The organism is Phytobacter cepae, assembly GCF_054165735.1.
In genome coordinates this window covers 3,311,595-3,335,600 of sequence record NZ_CM135107.1, presented here as the reverse complement: position 1 = coordinate 3,335,600, position 24,006 = coordinate 3,311,595, and the positions used below count along the sequence as shown (strand labels likewise).

Here is a 24,006-nt window from a genome sequence, read left to right as displayed (position 1 = left end):
AAAAATTAAGTCTTTTCTCCTGTCGCTTCTGGCGAACTGCTTTTAGAGTGACAGGCAGGTGCTCCCCGTTCGGGAGCGACGAAAGTTAAGGAACAATAATGAAAAAAATCGCTTTGGCATGTGCATTACTGGGTAGCTTTATGGTCAGCAACGTATGGGCTGATGCCTCCAGCGATCTCAAAAGCCGCCTTGATAAAGTGAACAGTTTCCATGCCACCTTTACACAGAAAGTGACAGACGGCAGCGGTGCCGCAGTGCAAGAAGGGCAGGGAGATTTGTGGGTAAAACGTCCAAGCCTGTTTAACTGGCACATGACCCAACCGGATGAAAGCGTGCTGGTTTCTGATGGTAAAACGCTATGGTTTTACAACCCGTTTGTTGAGCAAGCCACTGCCACAACGCTGACGGATGCCACCAGCAACACCCCTTTTATGCTGATTGCGCGCAACCAGAGCAGCGACTGGCAGAAATATAACATCGCCCAAAATGGTGACGATTTCGTCCTGACGCCAAAAGCGGCCAGTGGCAACCTGAAACAGTTCACCATCAATGTGGGTCGTGATGGCACTATTCATCAGTTCAGCGCCATTGAACAGGACGATCAGAAGAGCAGCTATCAGCTTAAATCTCAGCAAAACGGCAGCATTGATCCTTCTAAATTCACCTTTACCCCGCCAAAGGGCGTAACGGTAGACGATCAACGTAAGTAAGAGGCATGCGTGGGCAACCTGTCGCTCGATTTTTCCGATAATGCATTCCAACCTCTGGCCGCGCGTATGCGGCCAGAAAATTTAGCGCAGTACATCGGTCAGCAGCATTTACTGGCAGCCGGTAAACCACTGCCCCGCGCGATTGAAGCCGGACATCTGCACTCCATGATTCTTTGGGGGCCGCCGGGTACCGGAAAAACCACGTTGGCTGAAGTCATTGCCCGCTACGCCAGTGCTGATGTTGAGCGTATCTCTGCGGTCACTTCAGGCGTTAAAGAGATCCGTGAGGCAATTGAACGCGCACGGCAAAACCGCAACGCCGGGCGACGCACCATCCTCTTTGTGGACGAAGTTCACCGTTTCAACAAAAGTCAGCAGGATGCTTTTCTGCCGCACATTGAAGATGGCACGATCACCTTTATCGGCGCAACGACCGAAAATCCCTCATTTGAGCTTAATTCCGCTTTGCTCTCCCGCGCGCGCGTCTACTTGCTGAAGTCGCTGACCACTGAAGATATTGAGCAGGTCTTAACCCAGGCGATGGATGATAAAGCGCGCGGTTACGGTGGTCAGGACATTGTTCTGCCTCCGGAGACCCGCAAGGCCATCGCTGAACTGGTGAATGGCGATGCCCGACGTGCGCTGAATACGCTGGAAATGATGGCCGATATGGCTGAGCTGGATGATTCCGGTAAGCGCGTGCTGCTGCCCTCCCTGTTGACGGAAATTGCCGGTGAGCGTAGCGCGCGTTTCGATAACAAAGGTGACCGTTTTTACGATTTGATCTCCGCCCTGCATAAATCCGTACGCGGTAGTGCTCCCGATGCAGCACTCTACTGGTATGCGAGAATCATCACCGCTGGCGGCGATCCGCTCTATGTAGCCCGTCGTTGCCTGGCGATTGCCTCTGAAGATGTAGGCAACGCCGATCCTCGTGCTATGCAGGTCGCTATTTCCGCGTGGGATTGCTTTACTCGCGTCGGGCCTGCGGAAGGGGAGCGCGCCATCGCACAGGCGATTGTCTATCTGGCCTGTGCGCCAAAAAGTAATGCCGTGTATACCGCGTTCAAAGCAGCCATGGCTGATGCCCGCGAGCGTCCGGATTACGATGTGCCGGTGCATTTGCGCAACGCACCGACGAAGCTGATGAAAGAGATGGGGTATGGTCAGGAGTATCGCTACGCCCATGATGAACCCAATGCTTACGCGGCTGGCGAGGTCTTCTTCCCGGAGGAAATAGCACAAACGCGCTATTACTATCCAACAAACCGCGGTCTTGAGGGCAAGATTGGCGAAAAGCTCGCCTGGCTGGCTGAACAGGATCATAAAAGCCCCATAAAACGCTACCGTTGAGAGTGACCTTGCGGTAATGTTGTCGCTGTATCTCTGTGGCCGCAGGCTGTGGTCACTTTCCCATTATTTCAATTCGATAAGCACAGGATAAGCATGCTCGATCCCAATCTGCTGCGTACCGAGCCAGACGCAGTCGCAGAAAAACTGGCACGCCGGGGCTTTAAGCTGGATGTAGATAAGTTACGCGCTCTTGAAGAGCGTCGTAAGGTTTTGCAGGTAAACACTGAAAATCTGCAGGCAGAGCGTAACGCGCGATCGAAATCCATCGGCCAGGCGAAAGCACGCGGGGAAGATATCGAGCCTTTACGCCTGGAAGTGAACAAGCTGGGTGAGGATCTGGATGCAGCCAAGGCTGAACTGGATACGCTGCTGGCAGAAATCCGCGAAATCGCGCTGGCTATCCCTAATACCCCGGACGACAGCGTGCCGGTGGGTAAAGATGAAAATGACAACGTTGAAGTGAAACGCTGGGGCACCCCGCGTCAGTTCGACTTTGACGTTCGCGACCACGTGACGCTGGGTGAAATGCATGGCGGGTTAGATTTTGCCGCTGCGGTTAAACTGACCGGCTCCCGTTTCGTGGTGATGAAAGGCCAGATTGCTCACCTGCACCGTGCACTGGCGCAGTTCATGATTGATCTGCACACCGAACAACATGGTTACAGCGAGACCTATGTACCTTACCTGGTGAACCATGACACCCTGTACGGTACGGGCCAGTTACCTAAATTTGCGGGTGACCTGTTCCATACGCGTCCGCTGGATGAAGAAGCCGACAGCAGCAACTACGCGCTGATCCCGACGGCTGAAGTGCCGCTGACGAACCTGGTGCGCGATGAGATCATCGACGAAGACGATCTGCCGATTAAACTGACGGCGCACTCTCCGTGCTTCCGTTCAGAAGCCGGATCTTACGGTCGTGATACCCGTGGTTTAATCCGTATGCACCAGTTCGATAAAGTTGAGATGGTACAGATCGTGCGCCCGGAAGAATCCATGGCGGCACTTGAGGAGATGACCGGTCACGCTGAGAAAGTGCTTGAGCTGCTGGGTCTGCCGTACCGTCGTGTGGCGCTTTGCACCGGTGATATGGGCTTTGGCGCATGCAAAACCTACGATCTGGAAGTGTGGGTTCCTGCGCAAAATACCTATCGTGAAATTTCTTCCTGCTCCAACGTCTGGGATTTCCAGGCACGCCGTATGCAGGCGCGTTGCCGCAGCAAATCCGATAAGAAAACCCGTTTGGTTCATACCCTCAACGGCTCGGGTCTGGCGGTAGGCCGTACTCTGGTGGCGGTACTGGAAAACTATCAGCAGGCTGATGGTCGTATCGAAATACCAGCCGTGTTGCGCCCCTATATGCGCGGTCTCGAGTTTATCGGTTAACCTTCATTTTTGAATCAAAAGCGCCTGCGGGCGCTTTTTTTATTTATTTCTGCAGATCTGATTATTAAAATGTGAATATGTACGCATAACTTCTGGTGAGCATCAGTCGCACTCAGGCAACGCACCGGGAGGCGAAATTCTCCATGAATTATTTCAACTGAGTTTTATACAGGTAAATTATAAAAAATCAATAAATTCAGCTTCTTAAATAGGGTTGATGCGCGGATTTACCCTGCCAGGATTAGTTTTATATATCGTCCATGAACAAAATGTGTCGGTGCTAAAAATCAGTAGATTGACAATGTTTTTGCCAGTGGCATGATGCGCACGAATATTGAACTTCCTCACGGTTTTTACCCATGAACATCTATACCCGGCCAGTGCTTTTATTGCTCTGTGGCCTGCTTCTGTTGACCCTGGCGATCGCGGTGCTGAACACGCTCGTTCCACTCTGGCTCGCCCATGAAAACATGCCGACATGGCAGGTTGGCATGGTGGGATCATCGTATTTTACCGGTAATTTACTGGGCACGTTGATGACCGGATGGCTCATCCAGCGACTGGGTTTTAATCGTACCTATTACATGGCTTCGCTGATTTTCGCCGTCGGTTGTGCGGGGCTGGGCTTTAATATCGGTTTCTGGAGCTGGCTGATTTGGCGCTTCGTGGCCGGCATTGGTTGTGCCATGATTTGGGTGGTGGTGGAGAGTGCGCTGATGCGTAGCGGCACTTCACACAATCGTGGACGCCTGCTTGCAGCTTATATGATGGTCTATTACGTCGGGACCGTGCTGGGACAGATGATGGTCAGCAAATTGCCAACGGAACTGATGAGCGTTCTGCCGTGGGCTGTGGGTCTTATCCTGGCGGCCATTCTACCGTTATTGTTTACCCATATTACTGGCCAGCATGAAGAAGCGCAGACAACAACCTCAATATGGCCAATGTTTCGTTTGCGTCAGGCCCGACTGGGAGTGAACGGTTGCATTATCTCCGGCATCATCCTGGGCTCCCTCTATGGACTCATGCCGCTGTACCTTAATCATCAGGGCGTGAGCGATTCCGGGATTGGTTTCTGGATGGCACTGATGGTTAGCGCAGGGATCGTCGGGCAGTGGCCAATAGGGCGCCTTGCCGATCGCTTCGGTCGTTTACTGGTGCTTCGGGTACAGGTATTCGTCGTCATCATGGGATGCGTAGCGATGCTCAGTAATGCTGCGATGGCTCCCGCTCTGTTTGTATTAGGCACCGCCGGCTTTACGCTTTATCCGGTTGCGATGGCCTGGGCGTGTGAAAAAGTCGAATTCCATCAACTGGTGGCGATGAACCAGGCGTTGTTATTAAGCTACACCATAGGCAGTCTGTTAGGCCCAACGCTGACGGCGATGCTGATGCAAAGCTACTCCGACAGTTTGCTGTTTATCATGATAGCCAGCGTATCGCTTATTTACCTGATGATGCTGATGCGCAAAGCAGGCCACCATCCTACCCCGGTTGCTCATGCCTGAAAAAAAGCCCGCTGGAAAACTCCGCGGGCTTTTTACTGAGTGCTCTGTTGGAAACTTAGTACATCACCTTGTGACCGTACTGTTCCAGAATACCTTTCACGCGTTCCATGGTCTCTTTCTTCGGTGGATGAATACCATCAAGTTTGTACTCTTCACCCATCGCCACCCATTTATGTTTACCCAACTCGTGATAAGGCAGTAACTCGATTTTCTCGACGTTGCCCATGTCACGGGTAAATTCACCCAGGCGGTGTGCAGAGTCATCATCGTCTGACCAGCCCGGTACGACGACATAGCGGATCCAGACGTTGATATTTTTGTTGGACAGGTACCTGGCAAACTCCAGCGTACGGTGGTTGGAAACGCCAACAAGATTTTGGTGGATTTCATCGTTCATCTGCTTGAGATCGAGCATCACCAGGTCAGTCACTTCCAGTAACTCATCAACCACCGGATCGTAGCGACGCACAAAGCCATTAGTATCAAGGCAGGTATGAATACCCTCTTTTTTGCAGGCACGGAACCAGTCACGAACGAACTCGGCTTGTAACATTGCTTCGCCACCGGACGCGGTCACACCGCCACCTGATGCGTTCATGAAGTGGCGATAGGTCACCACATCTTTCATGAGCTCATCGACGGTTATCTCTTTGCCACTGTGCGTGTCCCAGGTGTCCCGGTTGTGACAGTAGAGGCAGCGCATCAGGCAGCCCTGGAAGAAGGTGATGAAACGGATACCTGGGCCATCAACGGTACCACAGGATTCAAAGGAGTGGATGCGACCAATCACTGACATTGCGGTGTATTCTCCAGATATGGCCCATCCGGGGCCTGTATTGATGCACAGCTCAATCCGGCTGTGTTTAAGTCTATTTTGGCTGATATCCATCGTTTTAGTATAGATATCTGACAAAGCAGACTGGGGAGGGGTGTTAAAAAGGCCCCACTGACGTGGAGCCTTTAGTGTACGCTTTTTACTTCGCGATTTCAGTCAATACCATTACATGGTCTGAGTGAAAGTACGGGTGATAACGTCCTGCTGTTGTTCTTTAGTCAGGGAGTTAAAACGTACTGCGTAGCCAGATACACGGATGGTCAACTGCGGATATTTTTCCGGGTTTTCCATCGCATCGAGCAGCATTTCGCGGTTCATTACGTTTACGTTGAGGTGCTGACCACCTTCAATGGAAGACTCATGATGGAAGTAACCATCCATCAGGCCTGCCAGGTTGGTTTTACGCACTTCATCGTCTTTACCCAGTGCGTTCGGCACGATAGAGAAGGTGTAAGAGATACCATCTTTAGCGTAAGCAAACGGCAGTTTAGCAACAGAGGTCAGTGAGGCAACAGCACCTTTCTGATCACGGCCGTGCATTGGGTTAGCACCTGGTCCGAACGGCGCGCCAGCACGACGACCATCTGGGGTGTTACCGGTTTTCTTACCGTACACAACGTTAGAGGTGATGGTCAGAACAGACTGAGTCGGGATAGCGTTACGGTAAGTAGTGAGTTTCTGAATTTTCTTCATGAAACGTTCTACCAGGTCAACCGCCATGTCATCAACGCGAGCATCGTTGTTACCAAACTGCGGGTATTCGCCTTCGATTTCGAAGTCGATAGCCAGACCGTCTTCGTCACGAATCGGTTTAACTTTCGCATGTTTGATTGCAGACAGGGAGTCGGCTGCAACAGACAGGCCAGCGATACCACACGCCATGGTGCGAACAACGTCACGGTCATGCAGCGCCATCAGCGAAGCTTCATAGCTGTATTTATCGTGCATGTAGTGGATGACATTCAGTGCGGTGACATACTGTTTAGCCAGCCAGTCCATGAAGTGATCCATACGATCCATGACTTCGTCGAAGTTCAGAACATCGCCTTTGATAGGTTCAGATTTCGGACCTACCTGGATTTTCAGTTTTTCATCTACGCCGCCGTTAATGGCATACAGCATGGTTTTCGCGAGGTTAGCGCGAGCGCCGAAGAACTGCATTTGTTTACCCACAACCATCGGGCTTACGCAGCAAGCAATTGCGTAATCGTCGTTGTTAAAGTCCGGACGCATCAGGTCATCGTTCTCATATTGCAGAGAAGAGGTGTCGATGGAGACTTTAGCCGCGTATTTTTTGAAGTTCAGTGGCAGTTTTTCAGACCACAGAATGGTGATGTTCGGCTCCGGAGACGGCCCCATGGTGTACAGGGTGTTCAGGAAGCGGAAGCTGTTTTTGGTAACCAGGGTACGGCCATCAACGCCCATACCGGCGATGGATTCCGTTGCCCAGATCGGGTCACCAGAGAACAGTTCATCATATTCAGGGGTACGCAGGAAGCGAACCATACGCAGTTTCATGACCAGGTGGTCAACCATTTCCTGCGCTTCTTGTTCGGTGATTTTGCCTGCTTTCAGGTCACGTTCGATGAACACGTCAAGGAAGGTAGCGGTACGGCCGAAGGACATTGCTGCGCCGTTCTGGGATTTCACTGCAGCCAGGTAGCCGAAGTAAGTCCACTGGATTGCTTCCTGAGCGTTTGTTGCCGGACCGGAGATATCGCAGCCATATTTTGCTGCCATTTCTTTGATCTGGCCCAGAGCGCGATGCTGCTCGGAGATTTCTTCACGCAGACGGATGGTGGCTTCCAGGTTAACGCCATTTTCCATGTCAGACTGCAGGGACAGGAACTGCGCGTATTTGTCTTTCATCAGGAAGTCGATGCCGTACAGGGCAACACGACGGTAGTCACCGATGATACGACCACGGCCATAAGCATCCGGCAGGCCGGTCAGCACGCCAGATTTACGGCAGTTCAGGATGTCTTTGGTATAAACATCAAATACGCCCTGGTTATGCGTTTTGCGGTATTCGGTGAAGATTTTTTTCAGTGCTGGATCCAGCTCGCGGTTGTACGCTTTGCAGGAACCTTCAACCATTTTGATACCACCGAACGGGATGATCGCACGTTTCAGTGGCGCTTCAGTTTGCAGACCAACGATTTTCTCAAGGCTTTTGTTGATGTAACCAGCGTCGTGAGAAGTAATGGTAGACGCAACAGAGGTGTCAAAATCAACAGGCGCGTGAGTGCGGTTTTCCTGTTTAACACCTTCCATAACTTTATCCCACAGCGTGGTGGTCGCTTCAGTAGCGCCCGCCAGGAAGGATTCGTCACCTTCATAAGGGGTATAGTTTTTCTGGATGAAGTCGCGTACGTTTACTTCGTTCTGCCAGTCACCTTTCGCAAAACCTTCCCAGGCTGTGGCTAATTTTTCATTAAGCTCGGACATGTAACACCTACCTTCTTAAGTGGATTTTTTATTTACTGCCTGAGACAACCATTAATGATGATCGTCGCCACGCAGGTAAATGACCCAGTATGTCAACCCAACTAACAATCCTCCACCAATGATATTCCCAATTGTTACAGGAATCAGATTATCGGTGATGAAATTTGCAACAGTCAGGTGAGAAAAGTTATCCGGGGTGGAACCAATCGCGGTCCAGAACTCCGGGGTCGCAAAATGACGAATTAAGATACCCATAGGGATCATAAACATGTTTGCGATACTGTGCTCAAAGCCGCTGGCAACAAACATGCCCACCGGCAGCACCATTATCAACGCTTTGTCTGTCAGGCTGCGGCCGGAATAACTCATCCATACCGCCAGGCAGACCATCAGGTTCGCCAGAATACCCAGTGCAACAGCTTCAATAAACGTATGGTGCAATTTGTGGTCGGCGGTTTGCAGGACGTTCAGGCCCCAGCCACCGTTGGCCACCATATACTCGCCAGATAACCAAATCAGCAGGACGAAGAGCAGTGCTCCGATCAGGTTACCGATATAGACGTTTGCCCAGTTACGAGCCAGTTGGCCCCAGGTAATACGCCCGCTGGCTTTCGCCACTACAATCAACACGGTTGAGGTGAAGAGGTCCGCGCCACAGATGACGCAAAGAATCAGCCCTAATGAGAAACACACACCACCAATAAGTTTTGCAATGCCATAGGGCATCGATGCAGTACCTGTTGTGGCGGTAATATAGAAAACAAAAGCGATAGAGATAAAGACACCTGCTGTGATCGCCAAAAAGAACGTGGTCAGCGGTTTCTTCGTTGCTTTATAGACACCTGCTTCTTCGGCAACTTTTGCCATCGCAGCGGGAAGTATTAGATCAAAAGGGTTGTCAGCTTTCACACTAACTCTCTCTTTGTTTATGTCGGCGAGGAGATACTAACAAAGCATTATAGAAGAGAATTTGATATGGATCATATCTCGCCTGGCTAATGGTACCGCAAAGCGCAAGGTTATAGTGCAATTGCGAGTTAATTTGTTGATTATCAAAATAAAAATAAATTTTAAAGTTTGCAAAAAGTGTTGAATATTTTTATGTGGCCTCCCAAATAGCAGTTAATTAAAATGGAGTAATTGCCATTAAAAGTAACAATAAGCCCTGAGTATTTATATATATATTTACTCATAATTAACTTAATTATTACAATTGGCGTACATTGCCAAAATATAAATAAAAAGGGGCAATGAAATTGCCCCGTAATATAGCGTAGACCCTGGATTAAGCCTACATATTGTCGTACTACCTGGCGTTATTTCGACCAGAACGCACGTTTGGCGCGTTGTAATTTTTCGTAAGCGGCTAACAAGGCCTGGTGGGCCGGGAACGCTTCAAGCGTACCGTCAGCAGGTTGTAATCCGTAGAAAGGCGCTTCGCCGCTTAAGGCGGCACTGGCGGCTTCAACGGCATCCGCACCGTACATCCGCACAAAAGCATTCAGATACTGAAGCGGTTGACGCTCTTCTTCCTGCGCCAGCAGCAGTAAGGTTTGCAGGCAACGGTAGTAATTGGCACGCTCGGCGCTAAAGACAGAGCCATTAAACTCAATTGTCCACTCGACCCAGGACAGCGCCTGCTCCAGATCGCCACCCGCCAGTGCAAGCATGGCCTTCAGTTCACCAATACGCAGCGTAAACCAGCCGTTATCTTTGCCGGTCGCCAGGCCCAGCAGCTCACGCACACGCGTGAAATCGTCGTGGCCTTCTTCATCAAGCTGCTCGATCAGATTCAGGTAATCTTCTTTTTCCCACTCACTGCCCGGCAGAGAGAGGAGGGTTTCACGCAGATGCGTGCCCATGGCATTGTTTGCCAGCCACAAATCTTCAGCAGGATAAATGTCAGACATGCCTGGTACCAGAATACGGCAGGCGTAAACGCCCAGATGCTCATAATCGGCGATATAGACTTCTTTATCTTCCGCGTTGAAAATCGCCATCAGCGTCGCGAATTCTTCTTCCGTTGTACCGGCGAAGCTCCAGTCTGCGAAGGGATAATCGGCGTCCTGCTTGAACAGATCCCACGAGATCGAACCGCTGGAGTCGATGAAGTGCGTTTCGAGGTTGGTGTGCTCTGCCACTTCTTCATCATCAAAGGTCGGTGGCGTAAAGACATCAAGATCTTTCAGGCCGCGGCCCTGCAACAATTCGGTAACGGTACGCTCCAGCGCCACACCGAAGTCGGGGTGTGCACCAAAGGACGCAAAACATGTCCCGTTGGCCGGATTAAACAGCACCACACAAATCACCGGATACTGGCCGCCCAGCGAGCCGTCGTAGGCAAAAATCGGGAAGCCTTCTGCTTCCAGTTTCTCAATGGAAGCGACCACGCCAGGATAACGTGCCAGCACATCGGCAGGGATTTCAGGCAAGCTGATTCGCTCGCTGATGATGCGGTTTTTGATGTGGCGCTCAAAGACTTCAGACAATCCCTGAACACGCGCTTCGTTAGCGGTGTTACCGGCTGACATGCCGTTAGAGACATAAAGGTTACCGACGATGTTCATCGGGATATAAACCGTTTGCGCATCTGACTGGCGGGTAAACGGCAGGGCACAGATGCCACGCGCTTCGTTACCCGACTGCAAGTCCACCAGCATACCGGCGGTCAGCTCGTTTTCCGGATCGTAAAATGCACGCAGGCGGGCATCTAAAATACCTTCCGGCAATGATTCGTCTTCCGGCAGCGGGAACCATTTTTCATTCGGATAGTGGACGAACGGGCCATTAGCAATGGTGTCGCCTAACCAGAAATCGGCAAAGAAATAGTTGGTGGACAGACGCTCAAAATACTCACCCAGGGCGGAAGCCAGGGCTGCCTTTTTGGTGGCACCTTTCCCATTAGTAAAGCACAGGGCGCTGTCTTTATCGCGAATATGCACCGACCAGACATTGGGTACCGGGTTCAGCCAGGAAGCCTCTTCGATATTGAAACCGAGATCGAGCAGTTTTTGCTGGAAGCGGGCGATGGAATCTTCCAGTGCGGCGTCTTTGCCGGGGATATAAGTTTGCGTCATAGCAGCAGTCACTTTTTTTGTACGTAAAGCGGGCGATCATACGGGTTTTATGTGACTGACGCTATCTTCGCCGGGCAGTCGGCGAAAATAAAACTTTTGGCTATGCTTATCAGAGATAAATAACTGATAAGGCATTAAAAATGAAAGCGTTTGATCTACACCGTATGGCGCTTGATAAGGTACCGCTGGAGTTTCTTGGCGAAGTCGCGCTACGCAGTCTTTATACCTTTGTTCTGGTGTTCCTGTTTTTAAAAATTACCGGTCGTCGTGGCGTTCGACAGATGTCGTTATTTGAAGTGCTGATCATCCTGACGTTAGGTTCTGCGGCGGGGGACGTCGCCTTTTATGATGATGTTCCCATGCTGCCGGTGCTGGTGGTTTTTATTACCCTCGCCGTCTTGTATCGAATCGTCATGTGGCTCATGTCTCATAGCGAAAAACTAGAAGATCTGCTTGAAGGTAAACCCGCCATCATTATTAAAGACGGGGAGTTTGCCTGGGAGAAAGTCGGCAAGGAGAATATGACCGAATTCGAGTTTTTCATGGAGTTACGTATTAGCGGTGTCGATCACCTCGGGCAGGTTCGTCTCGCTATTCTGGAAACCAACGGCCAGCTCAGCGTCTTTTATTATGCCGATGAAGATATCAAACCTGGGCTGTGTATCTTACCGGATGAATTTTCCCCCCGTTATACAACGGTACCAGAACAAGGAGACTACGCCTGTGTGCGATGCAGCCACATAGCGGTCATGCGGGCAGGGGAGCATCAATTATGTCCGCGCTGTGCAAATCCAGAATGGTCGAAGGCGAGCCGGGGTATTCGCATTACCTGACAGCAAATATGTCGGTTTAATGACGGTTACTCCGAAGAATGTTTTGTGTGAAGCCGCGCACATTTACCGGGTCATAAGTTTTAGACATTGCGGCGCGTGTCACTGAATGATAAAACCGATATCCACTGTTATAACTTATTGCTTTTAGCGTGGTGAGGGGAAATGGCTCAGGTCTTTAATTTCAGTTCAGGTCCGGCAATGTTACCGGCGGATGTGCTCAAACAAGCTCAACAAGAGTTATGTGACTGGCAAGGTCTTGGTACATCGGTGATGGAAATCAGCCACCGTGGAAAAGAATTTATTCAGGTGGCAGAAGAAGCCGAAAAGGATTTTCGTGACCTGCTGAATATCCCCTCGAACTACAAAGTTCTCTTTTGCCATGGCGGTGGCCGTGGTCAGTTTGCCGGTATTCCGCTGAATATTCTGGGCGACAAAACGACTGCAGATTATGTTGATGCGGGCTACTGGGCAGCAAGCGCGGTAAAAGAAGCCAAAAAATACTGTGCGCCGAACGTGATTGACGCGAAAATCACCGTTGATGGTCTGCGTGGCGTGAAGCCAATGAGCGAGTGGCAACTGACCGACAACAGTGCTTACCTCCACTACTGCCCGAACGAAACCATTGACGGTATTGCCATTGATGAAACGCCGAACTTTGGCAGCGATGTTGTCGTGGCCGCTGATTACTCCTCAACCATCCTGTCGCGTCCACTGGATATCAGCCGTTACGGCGTGATCTATGCCGGTGCGCAGAAGAATATCGGCCCTGCTGGTTTGACACTCGTCATCGTCCGGGATGATCTGCTGGGCAAAGCGCATCAAAGCTGTCCGTCAATTCTGGACTACAGCGTTCTGGCTGAAAATGATTCCATGTTTAACACGCCTCCGACATTTGCCTGGTATCTGGCAGGCCTGGTCTTCAAATGGCTGAAAAATAACGGTGGCGTAACGGCAATGGATAAAATCAATCAGCAAAAAGCCGAGCTGCTTTATGGCGTGATTGATAGCAGTGACTTTTACCGTAACGACGTGGCAAAAGCGAACCGTTCACGCATGAACATCCCGTTCCAGTTGGCTGACAGCGCGCTGGATAAACTCTTCCTTGAAGAGTCCCTTGCTGCAGGTTTGCACGCTCTGAAAGGCCACCGTGTGGTGGGGGGAATGCGTGCTTCAATCTACAACGCCATGCCGCTGGAAGGCGTGAAAGCACTGACTGACTTTATGGCCGACTTCGAACGCCGTCGCGGTTAATCCTCTTTTTCTTCCGACCCCCGTGGCCTGCTGCGGGGGTTTTTATTCCGTTCTTGCAGAGAGTTTAGTTTCATGGAATCCCTGACGTTACAACCCATTGCGCGAGTAGATGGCACCATCAATCTGCCTGGCTCTAAAAGTGTCTCCAACCGCGCCTTGTTACTGGCGGCGTTCGCTGAGGGCACGACCGTACTGACCAATCTGCTGGACAGTGACGATGTGCGCCATATGCTGAACGCGCTGAGTGCGTTGGGCGTCTCATTTACGCTTTCAGACGATCGCACGCGCTGTGAAGTCACGGGTGTCGGTGGCCCCCTGGTTTCTGATAAACCGCTGGAGTTATTCCTGGGTAATGCTGGCACGGCGATGCGCCCACTGGCGGCGGCACTGTGTCCGGGCAATAACGACCTGGTACTGACCGGCGAGCCGCGCATGAAAGAGCGACCCATTGGTCATTTGGTCGATGCGCTGAGACAAGGTGGCGCGCAGATTGAGTATCTGGAGCAGGAAAATTACCCTCCGTTGCGTTTGCGCGGTGGGTTTGTGGGAGGGGCCGTTGAGGTTGATGGCAGTGTTTCCAGCCAGTTCCTGACCGCCTTGCTGATGACCGCGCCCGTGGCGCTGCAGGATACAACCATCACCATCAAAGGTGATTTAGTCTCTAAACCTTATATCGATATCACGCTGAACCTGATGAAAACCTTCGGCGTAGAGGTAGAAAATCAGGCGTACCAGCGATTTGTAGTCCGTGGGAATCAGCGTTATCAGTCTCCGGGTCACTATCTGGTAGAAGGTGACGCCTCTTCAGCGTCTTACTTCCTCGCCGCCGCCGCAATTAAAGGCGGTACGGTGAAGGTCACGGGCATTGGCCGTAACAGCGTGCAGGGTGATATTCGTTTTGCTGACGTGCTGGAAAAAATGGGCGCGCAGGTGGTATGGGGCGATGACTTTATCTCCTGTACCCGCGGTGAACTGAACGCCGTCGATATGGATATGAACCATATTCCGGATGCAGCCATGACCATTGCCACGACGGCACTGTTCGCGCGTGGCACCACAACGATTCGCAATATTTATAACTGGCGTGTGAAAGAGACCGATCGTCTCTTTGCAATGGCAACCGAGCTGCGCAAAGTCGGCGCCGAAGTGGAAGAGGGTGAAGACTATATTCGCGTCACGCCGCCTGCTCACATTCAGTACGCGGAAATTGGGACCTACAACGATCACCGCATGGCGATGTGTTTCTCGCTGGTGGCATTGTCAGACACGCCGGTGACCATTCTCGATCCGAAGTGTACGGCCAAAACCTTCCCTGATTATTTTGAGCAGTTAGCGCGTATCAGTACCCTCGCTTGATATGCCGGGCTGCCCTGTAACATATTGCAGGGTGGCCCGCACCTGTCATTTTTTGGTTATAACAACATCACCTTATAGTGTTAATCTCTGCGCGGTTTTTTCCTAATGGTGTCATTGATTAATACAAGGATGATGTAATGAAAAATAAAAAAGTACTCTTAAGTTGCCTGGTTGCGGCAACACTGATCTCTGGCTGTAAAACAATGAGTCTCGATCCTAATTCGCTGGCGAAATCAGGCATGTCTGCATATAAAGCCGCGACATTAAGCGACGCAGACGTTAAAACGCTGTCAAATGAAGCGTGTGCGGAGATGGATAAACAGAACACCGTTGCTCCGGCCTCGAGTTCTTATACCAAACGACTGGCAAAAATCTCCAAAGCGCTTGGTAGTTCCATCGACGGGACCCCGGTTAATTACAAAGTCTATGCCACTAAAGATGTGAATGCGTGGGCAATGGCCAACGGTTGTATTCGCGTTTATAGCGGCCTGATGGACATGATGACCGATAATGAAGTTGAAGCAGTGCTGGGTCATGAGATGGGACATGTTGCGTTGGGTCATACCCGTAAAGCCATGCAAACCGCGTATGCGACGCTGGCTGCACGCGATGCCATTTCTGCGAGCAGCGCCGTCGGTGCCCAGCTTTCGAATTCTCAACTTGGGGAACTGGGGGAGAAAATGATTAACTCCGCGTTCTCCCGTAGCCAGGAATCGGATGCTGATGACTTCTCCTACGATCTGCTTAAAAAGCGTAAGATTAGCACTCAGGGCTTAGTCACCAGCTTTGAGAAACTGGCTAAGCTGGATGCGGGCTCAGAAAAATCCATGTTTGACTCACACCCGCCTTCAGCAGAGCGCGCTCAGCATATTCGCGATCGCATCGCTGCCGATAAAAAGTAAATAATTGTCACTTTCGGGCTGGTGTTCTGCCAGCCCTCTATAATTGCGCAAACCTTCTTCACTCAATCCGATTCAATTCGTTATTTGCATACGGGAGTAACGGTTATTCACGTTGCAGCGTATAATGCGCGGCGTTCATGTTAATGGTACGCCTCAATGAAGGAGAAAAAGATGACAGCAATTGCCCCGGTAATCACCATTGATGGGCCAAGCGGTGCGGGGAAAGGCACCCTGTGCAAAGCGATGGCTGAAGCGTTGCAATGGCATCTACTGGATTCAGGCGCAATCTATCGTGTGCTGGCACTGGCTGCGTTGCACCACCATGTTGATGTCAATTCGGAAGAGGTTCTGGTTCCGCTGGCGGCTCACCTGGATGTGCGTTTTATCTCAACGAATGGCAACCTTGAAGTGATTCTCGAAGGAGAAGACGTGAGTGGCGAAATCCGCACCCAGGAAGTGGCGAATGCCGCCTCTCAGGTCGCTGCATTCCCGCGCGTCCGCGAAGCATTATTGCGTCGTCAACGTGCTTTCCGCGAAGCACCTGGCCTTATCGCCGACGGGCGCGACATGGGAACGGTTGTGTTTCCTGATGCGCCAGTAAAAATTTTCCTTGACGCCTCTTCTGAAGAACGCGCCCATCGCCGCATGCTTCAGTTGCAGGAAAAAGGCTTTAGTGTTAACTTTGATCGCCTTTTGGCCGAGATCAAAGAACGTGACGATCGCGATAGAAATCGTCCCGTTGCGCCGCTTATTCCCGCTGCTGATGCCTTAGTTCTGGATTCTACCAGTTTAAGTATTGAGCAAGTGATTGAAAAAGCGTTACAATATGCGCGCCAAAAATTGGCTCTCGCGTAAAGCGACCGAATTTGCAGTACCCCCGCAGCAATGGAATGTTAGCGGGTATGTTAAACAACCCCATCCGGCACGGAGCCAGGTGGACGTTAAATATGAAACCTGAAGATTAAACATGACTGAATCTTTTGCTCAACTATTTGAAGAATCCTTAAAAACAATCGAAACCCGTCCGGGTTCCATCGTTCGTGGTGTTGTTGTTGCTATTGACAAAGATATCGTACTGGTTGACGCCGGTCTGAAATCTGAGTCCGCCATTCCGGCAGAGCAGTTCAAAAACGCCCAGGGCGAGCTGGAAATCCAGGTTGGTGACGAAGTTGACGTTGCTCTGGATGCAGTGGAAGACGGCTTCGGTGAAACCCTGCTGTCCCGTGAAAAAGCTAAACGTCACGAAGCTTGGATCACGCTGGAAAAAGCTTACGAAGACGCTGAAACTGTGGTCGGTGTTATCAACGGCAAAGTTAAAGGTGGCTTCACTGTTGAGCTGAACGGTATTCGTGCGTTCCTGCCAGGTTCACTGGTAGACGTTCGTCCGGTGCGCGACACGCTGCACCTGGAAGGCAAAGAGCTTGAATTCAAAGTCATCAAGCTGGACCAGAAACGTAACAACGTCGTTGTTTCTCGTCGTGCCGTTATCGAATCCGAAAACAGCGCAGAGCGCGATCAGCTGCTGGAAAACCTGCAGGAAGGCATGGAAGTCAAAGGTATCGTTAAGAACCTCACTGACTACGGTGCATTCGTTGATCTGGGCGGCGTTGACGGCCTGCTGCACATCACCGACATGGCGTGGAAACGCGTTAAGCACCCAAGCGAAATCGTGAACGTTGGCGACGAAATCACTGTTAAAGTGCTGAAGTTTGACCGTGAGCGTACTCGTGTCTCCCTGGGCCTGAAACAGCTGGGCGAAGATCCATGGGTCGCTATCGCTAAGCGTTATCCGGAAGGTACCAAACTGACTGGTCGCGTGACCAACCTGACCGACTACGGCTGCTTCGTTGAAATCGAAGAAGGCGTTGAAGGCCTGGTTCACGTTTCCGAAATGGATTGGACCAACAAAAACATCCACCCGTCCAAAGTTGTTAACGTTGGCGATGTAGTGGAAGTAATGGTTCTGGATATCGACGAAGAACGTCGTCGTATCTCCCTGGGTCTGAAGCAGTGCAAAAACAACCCATGGCAGCAGTTCGCGGAAACCCACAACAAGGGCGACCGTGTTGAAGGTAAAATCAAGTCTATCACTGACTTCGGTATCTTCATCGGCCTGGACGGCGGCATCGATGGCCTGGTTCACCTGTCTGACATCTCCTGGAACGTTACAGGCGAAGAAGCAGTTCGTGAATACAAAAAAGGCGACGAAATCGCAGCAGTTGTTCTGCAGGTTGACGCAGAACGTGAGCGTATCTCCCTGGGCGTTAAACAGCTCGCAGAAGATCCGTTCAACAACTGGGTTGCAGTGAACAAGAAAGGCGCAATCGTAAACGGTAAAGTCACTGCAGTTGACGCTAAAGGCGCAACCGTAGAACTGGCTGACGGCGTTGAAGGTTACCTGCGCGCTTCTGAAGCTTCCCGTGACCGCGTTGAAGATGCCACTCTGGTTCTGAACGTTGGTGATGATGTAGAAGCTAAGTTCACCGGTGTTGATCGTAAGAACCGTGCAATCAGCCTGTCTGTTCGTGCTAAAGATGAAGCTGACGAGAAAGATGCTATCGCGACTGTTAACAACAAACAGGAAGAAGGCAACTTCTCTAACGCTATGGCTGAAGCCTTCAAAGCAGCTAAAGGCGAGTAATGCTCTGAAACCTCGGGCGTTTTGTCCCGAAGTATGATGAGTTTACTTGACAGATCACAGGATTCGTCCTGTAATCAAGCACAAAGGGCGGCTACGGCCGCCCTTGTTCAAGCTGTTAAGCTAATTTGCCTTGAAGGAAACCGGAGGAATCATGACCAAGTCAGAATTGATCGAAAGACTTGCCAGCCAGCACTCGCACATTCCCGCTAAAGCCGTGGAAGATGCAGTAAAAGAGATGCTTGAGCATATGGCCTCTACTCTTGCCCAGGGTGAGCGTATTGAGATCCGCGGTTTCGGTAGTTTTTCTCTGCACTATCGTGCACCTCGCACCGGACGTAACCCAAAAACGGGCGATAAAGTGGATCTGGAAGGTAAGTACGTTCCGCACTTTAAGCCGGGTAAAGAACTACGTGACCGCGCCAATATTTATGAGTAAGTTTTGCTTTTATTGAAACTTAGCCATCGTAAAAAGCACCGATAAGGTGCTTTTTTCGTTTCTGCGGTAGGCGAAGGAATAATGGAATGCGCTTCGCAGATTGAATGTCTGCCACGGCAAAGAGCTGGATAGGACTCAGCACTCGCCGCAAATCCCAATAATCCGAACAGACAGGGTTCATTAACCTGTTCACACTGCCCCTAACAAGGAGGTGTGGATGCCGTTACCTGCGCTGGCGATATGTCTCAATCTGGGGCTGTTACCGCTCTTATTTTTGCCCGGATTACCCGAACTCTCTCAACTTTGGTTGATTATCCCGCTGGCCTGCGTGTTGACTATGTTTCGGGCGAGTATGCTGAAATACAGTGGCCTCACGTTGCTTTTTTTCGTGTGGGGAGTACTGGCTGCCTTACAGCAAATCTGGCCAATGGAACACATTGCCGGACGCAATCAAAACGTGCATGTCATCATTACGGATACGGATCATGCAACAACCCACTATGCAAAAATTATCCATCTGAATGGTAAACGTCTGTATCCCGCGCCTGGAATCGTCTTGTATGGCCAATATCTACCTGAAACCGTATGTGTCGGCCAACAATGGGAGATGACGATCAGGGCGAGGGCGGTGCATGGTCAACTTAATGACGGCGGTTTCGATACCCAACGACACGCACTGTCCAATCATCAACCCCTCACGGGACGCTTTTTAAGCGCAACCGTCATCAATCGTGATTGCAACTGGCGCGGACTGTTCCTGCAATCGTTGAGCACGCGGCTTGAGCCATTTCAATGGCGCTCCGTGATTCTGGCCTTAGGCTTAGGCGAACGCTCCGCGCTGGCATCAGAAACAAAAGACATTATGCGCGAGACCGGTACGGCGCATTTAATGGCCATATCCGGGCTGCATATCGCACTCACCGCTATCCTGGGAGGACTACTTGCAAGAGGGATGCAATTTTTCTTTCAGGCAAGGTGGATTAACTGGCGATTACCACTCTGGGTGGGGCTCCTGTGTGCGGTGAATTATGCCTGGCTTACGGGGTTGCAGCCTCCTGCTTTTCGCACCGCCATATCGCTATTTGTCTGGGCTGCGTTGCGCCTGTCTGGACGACAGTGGACCGCCTGGCAAGTCTGGGTATGCTGCGTGGCCAGCATCTTATTGGTCGATCCTGTTGCCATACTGTCGCAGAGCCTTTGGCTGTCGGCTTTTGCTGTCGCTGCCCTGATTTTTTGGTACCAATGGCTACCCCTGAAAACGGACGCGATGGCCGGTTGGTATCGCTGGCTGGTCAACTTGCTGTATTTGCAGGCCGGGATGACGTTGCTGCTATTACCGTTGCAGATTCTCTCTTTTCATGGCATCAGCATAACGTCACTTGTGGCGAATCTTTTGGCGGTACCCCTGGTGACATTCGTTACCGTGCCGCTGATCCTGCTGGGCATGTTGCTCCATCTCACCGGGCCAATAGAAGCAGAAAGGGCGATCTGGTGGCTGGCTGACGGGTCGCTGCAATTCCTGTTCGGCTTTCTTGAACGATTGCCGCAAGGATGGGTTGAGGCGGATGCACGCTGGCTGGGACTGGCATGGCTACCCTGGCTGTTCCTGATTGCCAGGCGATTACAGCTCTATCGAACCGTACCTCTCCTTTGTCTGGCGATCATGATATTGCTGATATTCCCCCTCGTTCGTGAGCAGCGAGCGGATACCTGGCGCGTGCATATGCTGGATGTGGGGCAGGGACTCGCAATGGTTATCGAACGTAACGGTAAAGCCATTTTGTATGATACCGGTTTGGCCTGGCCCGGCGGTGACAGTGCGAAGCAATTGATTATACCCTGGCTTCGTTGGCACCATTTAAAGCCTGAAGGCATCATCCTCAGCCATGAGCATCTCGACCATCGTGGCGGATTAACGTCGTTATTGAATATCTGGCCTGAACTGTGGGTACGCAGTCCTATGGGATGGGAAAATCACCGCCCCTGTTTTCGTGGTGAAACCTGGCAGTGGCAGGGGCTGACGTTCAGTGCTCACTGGCCTGTAAAGCATGCGTTGATGCGTGGGAATAACCTCTCCTGTGTCGTTAAGGTAGATGATGGTAAGCAAAGTATTTTACTCACCGGCGATATCGAAACGCCGGCGGAGCTCGCGATGATGAGCCATTACTGGCAGCATCTTGCGGCAACGATTATTCAGGTTCCCCATCATGGTAGTAATACTTCATCAACCCTGCCTTTCATTCAACGGGTTAAGGGTGAGGCCGCTCTGGCTTCGGCATCACGCTATAATTCCTGGCGATTGCCTTCTGAAAAAGTAAAGGCACGCTATCTTAAAGATGGATACAACTGGTTTGACACCCCGCACCATGGGCAACTTACCGCCTCATTTTATCCGGAGGGTTGGGAAATCGTTAGCCTGCGAGAGCAAATTTTGCCTCGATGGTATCATCAGTGGTTTGGCGTACCTGGCGATAACAGGTAGAATATGCGGCTATTTCAACAAGTGCTGGTTTTTTGAATGCATAACGACAAAGATCTCTCTACATGGCAAACATTCCGCCGCCTCTGGCCTATGATTGCGCCGTTTAAAGCGGGGTTGTTCGTTTCGGGAGTCGCGTTAATCCTCAACGCCGCCAGCGATACCTTCATGCTATCGCTTCTTAAACCGTTACTGGACGATGGTTTTGGTAAAACGGACCGCTCAGTGTTGCTATGGATGCCGCTGGTGGTTATCGGGCTGATGATTTTACGCGGTATCACCAGCTATATCTCAAGTTACTGTATCTCTTGGGTTTCCGGCAAAGTGGTCATGACCATGCGCCGTCGTTTGTTCAGCCATATGATGGGCATGCCTGTCTCCTACTTCGATAAACAGTCGACCGGGACATTGCTGTCGCGTATCACCTACGATTCAGAGCAGGTTGCGTCATCCTCTTCCAGCGCGTTGATTACCGTCGTGCGTGAAGGTGCGTCAATCATTGGCCTTTTCATCATGATGTTCTATTACAGCTGGCAGCTTTCGGTCATTTTGATCGTCCTGGCGCCGGTTGTTTCTTTTGCTATTCGTATTGTCTCGAAGCGTTTTCGCAATATCAGCAAAAATATGCAAAACACGATGGGGCAGGTGACCACCAGTGCCGAGCAGATGCTGAAAGGGCACAAAGAAGTGCTGATGTTTGGCGGGCAACAGGTTGAAACCAGCCGCTTTGATAAAGTGAGCAATAAAATGCGTCTGCAGGGCATGAAGATGGTGTCTGCCTCTTCCATTTCGGACCCCATCATTCAGCTGATTGCCTCTCTGGCACTGGCGTTCGTCCTGTATGCCGCAAGCTTCCCGAGCGTTATGGAGACGCTGACCGCCGGTACCATTACCGTGGTCTTCTCCTCCATGATTGCCCTGATGCGCCCGCTGAAATCACTGACAAACGTCAATGCCCAGTTCCAGCGCGGTATGGCGGCCTGTCAGACGTTGTTCGCCATTCTGGACAGCGAGCAGGAAAAAGATGAAGGCAAGCGGGTCATTGAACGTGCGCAAGGTGACATTGAGTTTCGCAACGTGACCTTCACTTACCCGGGTCGTGAAACGCCGGCGCTGCGTAACATCAATCTGAAAATTCCGGCAGGGAAAACCGTTGCCCTGGTAGGGCGTTCGGGTTCCGGCAAGTCGACAATGGCCAGCCTCATCACGCGATTTTATGACATTGATGAAGGCGAAATCCTGATGGATGGCCACGATCTGCGCGAGTATAAACTGACCTCTCTGCGTAATCAGGTGGCCCTGGTCTCGCAAAATGTCCATCTGTTCAATGATACCGTTGCGAATAACATCGCTTACGCTCGCACGGAAGAGTTCAGTCGTGAACAGGTAGAGCAGGCGGCGAAAATGGCTTATGCCATGGACTTTATCCGTAAGATGGATAACGGGCTGGACACCATTATTGGCGAGAACGGCGTATTGCTTTCCGGTGGTCAGCGTCAACGTATCGCTATTGCCCGCGCGCTGTTGCGTGACAGCCCGATTCTGATTCTTGATGAAGCAACCTCCGCGCTGGATACCGAATCTGAACGCGCAATTCAGGCAGCGCTCAATGAGCTGCAGAAAAACCGCACCTCACTGGTCATTGCCCACCGACTGTCTACCATAGAACAGGCGGATGAAATCGTCGTCGTGGAGGATGGCCGTATCGTTGAACGAGGAAGCCATGCTGAGCTTCTTGAGCAGCGCGGCGTATATGCGCAATTGCATAAAATGCAGTTTGGCGAATGATAGCGCGCATCTGGTCCGGTGAGTCGCCGCTCTGGCTGCTTTTGCTGCCGCTCTCCTGGTTGTATGGCCTGGTGAGCGGCATCATTCGACTGAGCTGGCGATGCGGGCTGAGAAAACCGTGGCGCGCGCCGGTACCGGTTGTGGTGGTGGGTAATCTAACGGCGGGGGGGAACGGTAAAACCCCTGTCGTGGTCTGGCTTGTAGAACAACTGCAACAACGTGGCATACGCGTCGGGGTAGTTTCACGGGGGTACGGTGGAAAAGCGCCACACTACCCGCTAGTGCTGACGCCAGAGACCACCACCGTTCAGGCGGGTGACGAGCCGGTACTCATCTATCAGCGTACCGGAGCACCGGTTGCCGTTTCTCCTGTCAGGGTTGAGGCGGTACAGGCTTTGCTGTCACAGCATCCCGTGCAAATAATCGTCACTGACGATGGTTTGCAGCATTACCGTCTGCATCGTGATAAAGAGATCGTGGTCATTGATGGTGTGCGTCGTTTCGGCAATGGCTGGTGGTTACCCGCAGGCCCAATGCGTGAACGGGCATCGCGTCTGAAAACGGTTGATGCAGTGATCGCTAACGGCGGTGTGGCTTTCGCCTCTGAGATAGCCATGCAGCTTAAGCCCGGAAAAGCGGTGAACCTGTGTACGGGTGAACATCGCGATGTTCGCGAACTCCACCATCTTGTCGCTATGGCAGGTATCGGCCATCCTCCTCGTTTTTTCGCGACCCTGGCCCAATGTGGCGTAATCCCTGAATCTACTGTCGCGCTTGCCGATCATCAGGCCCTGACTCACGCGGGTGTAAAAAACCTTGTTAAACCGGGGCAAACGCTGATCATGACCGAAAAAGATGCCGTTAAGTGCCGCGCCTTTGCTGAAGATAACTGGTGGTATCTGCCCGTTGATGCTCAACTTGATGGCGAGCCAGCGGAAAAACTGCTGCAGGAATTGTTAACCCTGGTGCGCTAGTGTGTTGGCGGTGCACCTTGCTTTATAAC

At 51.4% G+C, this 24,006-nt stretch carries 18 protein-coding genes; 14 read left to right on the top strand and 4 right to left on the bottom strand.

Annotation, left to right across the window (positions count from 1 at the left end; translation table 11 throughout):
* The first annotated feature begins 98 nt into the window (after window positions 1–98).
* The 4 genes from lolA to ACUY4Q_RS15680 all read left to right on the top strand — a co-directional run bounded on the left by lolA (window position 99) and on the right by ACUY4Q_RS15680 (window position 4,957).
* The gene (gene lolA, locus ACUY4Q_RS15695) at window positions 99–710 is read left to right on the top strand and encodes an outer membrane lipoprotein periplasmic chaperone LolA (protein WP_458043664.1); all 612 of its coding nucleotides are present in this window, start codon (window positions 99–101) and stop codon (window positions 708–710) included.
* A gap of 9 nt (window positions 711–719) precedes the next feature.
* The gene (rarA, locus tag ACUY4Q_RS15690) at window positions 720–2,063 is read left to right on the top strand and encodes a replication-associated recombination protein RarA (protein ID WP_458043663.1); all 1,344 of its coding nucleotides are present in this window, start codon (window positions 720–722) and stop codon (window positions 2,061–2,063) included.
* A gap of 93 nt (window positions 2,064–2,156) precedes the next feature.
* Window positions 2,157–3,449, top strand: a complete 1,293-nt coding sequence (gene serS, locus ACUY4Q_RS15685; RefSeq protein WP_458043662.1) for a serine--tRNA ligase — start codon at window positions 2,157–2,159, stop codon at window positions 3,447–3,449.
* A 359-nt stretch (window positions 3,450–3,808) separates the two neighbouring features.
* Complete coding sequence (locus ACUY4Q_RS15680) at window positions 3,809–4,957, top strand: MFS transporter (protein ID WP_458043661.1); 1,149 nt, start codon at window positions 3,809–3,811, stop codon at window positions 4,955–4,957.
* A gap of 55 nt (window positions 4,958–5,012) precedes the next feature.
* Here ACUY4Q_RS15680 and pflA read toward each other — a convergent pair whose 3' ends face one another.
* From pflA to ycaO, 4 genes are all read right to left on the bottom strand, one after another.
* Window positions 5,013–5,753 carry a pyruvate formate lyase 1-activating protein gene (pflA, locus tag ACUY4Q_RS15675; RefSeq protein ID WP_043865553.1) on the bottom strand — a complete coding sequence of 247 codons (741 nt, stop codon included), beginning with the start codon at window positions 5,751–5,753 and terminating at the stop codon, window positions 5,013–5,015.
* A 204-nt stretch (window positions 5,754–5,957) separates the two neighbouring features.
* A complete protein-coding gene (pflB, locus tag ACUY4Q_RS15670) occupies window positions 5,958–8,240 on the bottom strand; it encodes a formate C-acetyltransferase (RefSeq protein WP_458043660.1) in 2,283 nt (760 codons plus the stop codon).
* A gap of 51 nt (window positions 8,241–8,291) precedes the next feature.
* Window positions 8,292–9,149 (bottom strand): formate transporter FocA, encoded by an 858-nt coding sequence (gene focA / locus ACUY4Q_RS15665; RefSeq protein WP_458043659.1) that lies wholly within the window; start codon window positions 9,147–9,149, stop codon window positions 8,292–8,294.
* A gap of 407 nt (window positions 9,150–9,556) precedes the next feature.
* Window positions 9,557–11,317 carry a 30S ribosomal protein S12 methylthiotransferase accessory factor YcaO gene (gene ycaO / locus ACUY4Q_RS15660; protein ID WP_458043658.1) on the bottom strand — a complete coding sequence of 587 codons (1,761 nt, stop codon included), beginning with the start codon at window positions 11,315–11,317 and terminating at the stop codon, window positions 9,557–9,559.
* Between the two features lie 140 nt (window positions 11,318–11,457).
* On the opposite strand from ycaO, the gene ACUY4Q_RS15655 reads away from it, so the two are divergent.
* The 10 genes from ACUY4Q_RS15655 to lpxK all read left to right on the top strand — a co-directional run bounded on the left by ACUY4Q_RS15655 (window position 11,458) and on the right by lpxK (window position 23,977).
* Window positions 11,458–12,150 (top strand): DUF421 domain-containing protein, encoded by a 693-nt coding sequence (locus ACUY4Q_RS15655; protein WP_458043657.1) that lies wholly within the window; start codon window positions 11,458–11,460, stop codon window positions 12,148–12,150.
* Window positions 12,151–12,312: 162 nt separating this feature from the next.
* Entirely contained in the window at window positions 12,313–13,401 is a 1,089-nt protein-coding gene (serC, locus tag ACUY4Q_RS15650) for a 3-phosphoserine/phosphohydroxythreonine transaminase (protein WP_458043656.1), read from the top strand.
* A 72-nt stretch (window positions 13,402–13,473) separates the two neighbouring features.
* Complete coding sequence (gene aroA, locus ACUY4Q_RS15645) at window positions 13,474–14,757, top strand: 3-phosphoshikimate 1-carboxyvinyltransferase (protein ID WP_458043655.1); 1,284 nt, start codon at window positions 13,474–13,476, stop codon at window positions 14,755–14,757.
* Between the two features lie 137 nt (window positions 14,758–14,894).
* Complete coding sequence (loiP, locus tag ACUY4Q_RS15640) at window positions 14,895–15,659, top strand: metalloprotease LoiP (protein ID WP_458043654.1); 765 nt, start codon at window positions 14,895–14,897, stop codon at window positions 15,657–15,659.
* A gap of 171 nt (window positions 15,660–15,830) precedes the next feature.
* The gene (gene cmk, locus ACUY4Q_RS15635; RefSeq protein WP_458043653.1) at window positions 15,831–16,514 is read left to right on the top strand and encodes a (d)CMP kinase; all 684 of its coding nucleotides are present in this window, start codon (window positions 15,831–15,833) and stop codon (window positions 16,512–16,514) included.
* Between the two features lie 112 nt (window positions 16,515–16,626).
* Window positions 16,627–18,300 carry a 30S ribosomal protein S1 gene (gene rpsA / locus ACUY4Q_RS15630; RefSeq protein WP_458043652.1) on the top strand — a complete coding sequence of 558 codons (1,674 nt, stop codon included), beginning with the start codon at window positions 16,627–16,629 and terminating at the stop codon, window positions 18,298–18,300.
* Between the two features lie 151 nt (window positions 18,301–18,451).
* Complete coding sequence (ihfB, locus tag ACUY4Q_RS15625) at window positions 18,452–18,736, top strand: integration host factor subunit beta (protein WP_437431301.1); 285 nt, start codon at window positions 18,452–18,454, stop codon at window positions 18,734–18,736.
* A gap of 217 nt (window positions 18,737–18,953) precedes the next feature.
* Window positions 18,954–21,218 (top strand): ComEC family protein, encoded by a 2,265-nt coding sequence (locus tag ACUY4Q_RS15620; RefSeq protein ID WP_458043651.1) that lies wholly within the window; start codon window positions 18,954–18,956, stop codon window positions 21,216–21,218.
* Window positions 21,219–21,254: 36 nt separating this feature from the next.
* The gene (gene msbA / locus ACUY4Q_RS15615; protein WP_458043650.1) at window positions 21,255–23,003 is read left to right on the top strand and encodes a lipid A ABC transporter ATP-binding protein/permease MsbA; all 1,749 of its coding nucleotides are present in this window, start codon (window positions 21,255–21,257) and stop codon (window positions 23,001–23,003) included.
* Window positions 23,000–23,977, top strand: coding sequence for a tetraacyldisaccharide 4'-kinase (gene lpxK, locus ACUY4Q_RS15610; RefSeq protein WP_458043649.1), 978 nt, complete (start codon window positions 23,000–23,002; stop codon window positions 23,975–23,977). Before msbA ends, lpxK begins: the two co-directional genes overlap by 4 nt.
* Window positions 23,978–24,006 lie beyond the last annotated feature (29 nt).

Bases quoted from the DNA above. Each gene is read 5' to 3' on its own strand.
- lolA (WP_458043664.1), top strand. From the start codon at position 99: ATGAAAAAAATCGCTTTGGCATGTGCATTACTGGGTAGCTTTATGGTC.
- serS (WP_458043662.1), top strand. From the start codon at position 2,157: ATGCTCGATCCCAATCTGCTGCGTACCGAGCCAGACGCAGTCGCAGAA.
- ACUY4Q_RS15680 (WP_458043661.1), top strand. From the start codon at position 3,809: ATGAACATCTATACCCGGCCAGTGCTTTTATTGCTCTGTGGCCTGCTT.
- pflA (WP_043865553.1), bottom strand. From the start codon at position 5,753: ATGTCAGTGATTGGTCGCATCCACTCCTTTGAATCCTGTGGTACCGTT.
- pflB (WP_458043660.1), bottom strand. From the start codon at position 8,240: ATGTCCGAGCTTAATGAAAAATTAGCCACAGCCTGGGAAGGTTTTGCG.
- ycaO (WP_458043658.1), bottom strand. From the start codon at position 11,317: ATGACGCAAACTTATATCCCCGGCAAAGACGCCGCACTGGAAGATTCC.
- ACUY4Q_RS15655 (WP_458043657.1), top strand. From the start codon at position 11,458: ATGAAAGCGTTTGATCTACACCGTATGGCGCTTGATAAGGTACCGCTG.
- serC (WP_458043656.1), top strand. From the start codon at position 12,313: ATGGCTCAGGTCTTTAATTTCAGTTCAGGTCCGGCAATGTTACCGGCG.
- aroA (WP_458043655.1), top strand. From the start codon at position 13,474: ATGGAATCCCTGACGTTACAACCCATTGCGCGAGTAGATGGCACCATC.
- loiP (WP_458043654.1), top strand. From the start codon at position 14,895: ATGAAAAATAAAAAAGTACTCTTAAGTTGCCTGGTTGCGGCAACACTG.
- cmk (WP_458043653.1), top strand. From the start codon at position 15,831: ATGACAGCAATTGCCCCGGTAATCACCATTGATGGGCCAAGCGGTGCG.
- rpsA (WP_458043652.1), top strand. From the start codon at position 16,627: ATGACTGAATCTTTTGCTCAACTATTTGAAGAATCCTTAAAAACAATC.
- ihfB (WP_437431301.1), top strand. From the start codon at position 18,452: ATGACCAAGTCAGAATTGATCGAAAGACTTGCCAGCCAGCACTCGCAC.
- ACUY4Q_RS15620 (WP_458043651.1), top strand. From the start codon at position 18,954: ATGCCGTTACCTGCGCTGGCGATATGTCTCAATCTGGGGCTGTTACCG.
- msbA (WP_458043650.1), top strand. From the start codon at position 21,255: ATGCATAACGACAAAGATCTCTCTACATGGCAAACATTCCGCCGCCTC.
- lpxK (WP_458043649.1), top strand. From the start codon at position 23,000: ATGATAGCGCGCATCTGGTCCGGTGAGTCGCCGCTCTGGCTGCTTTTG.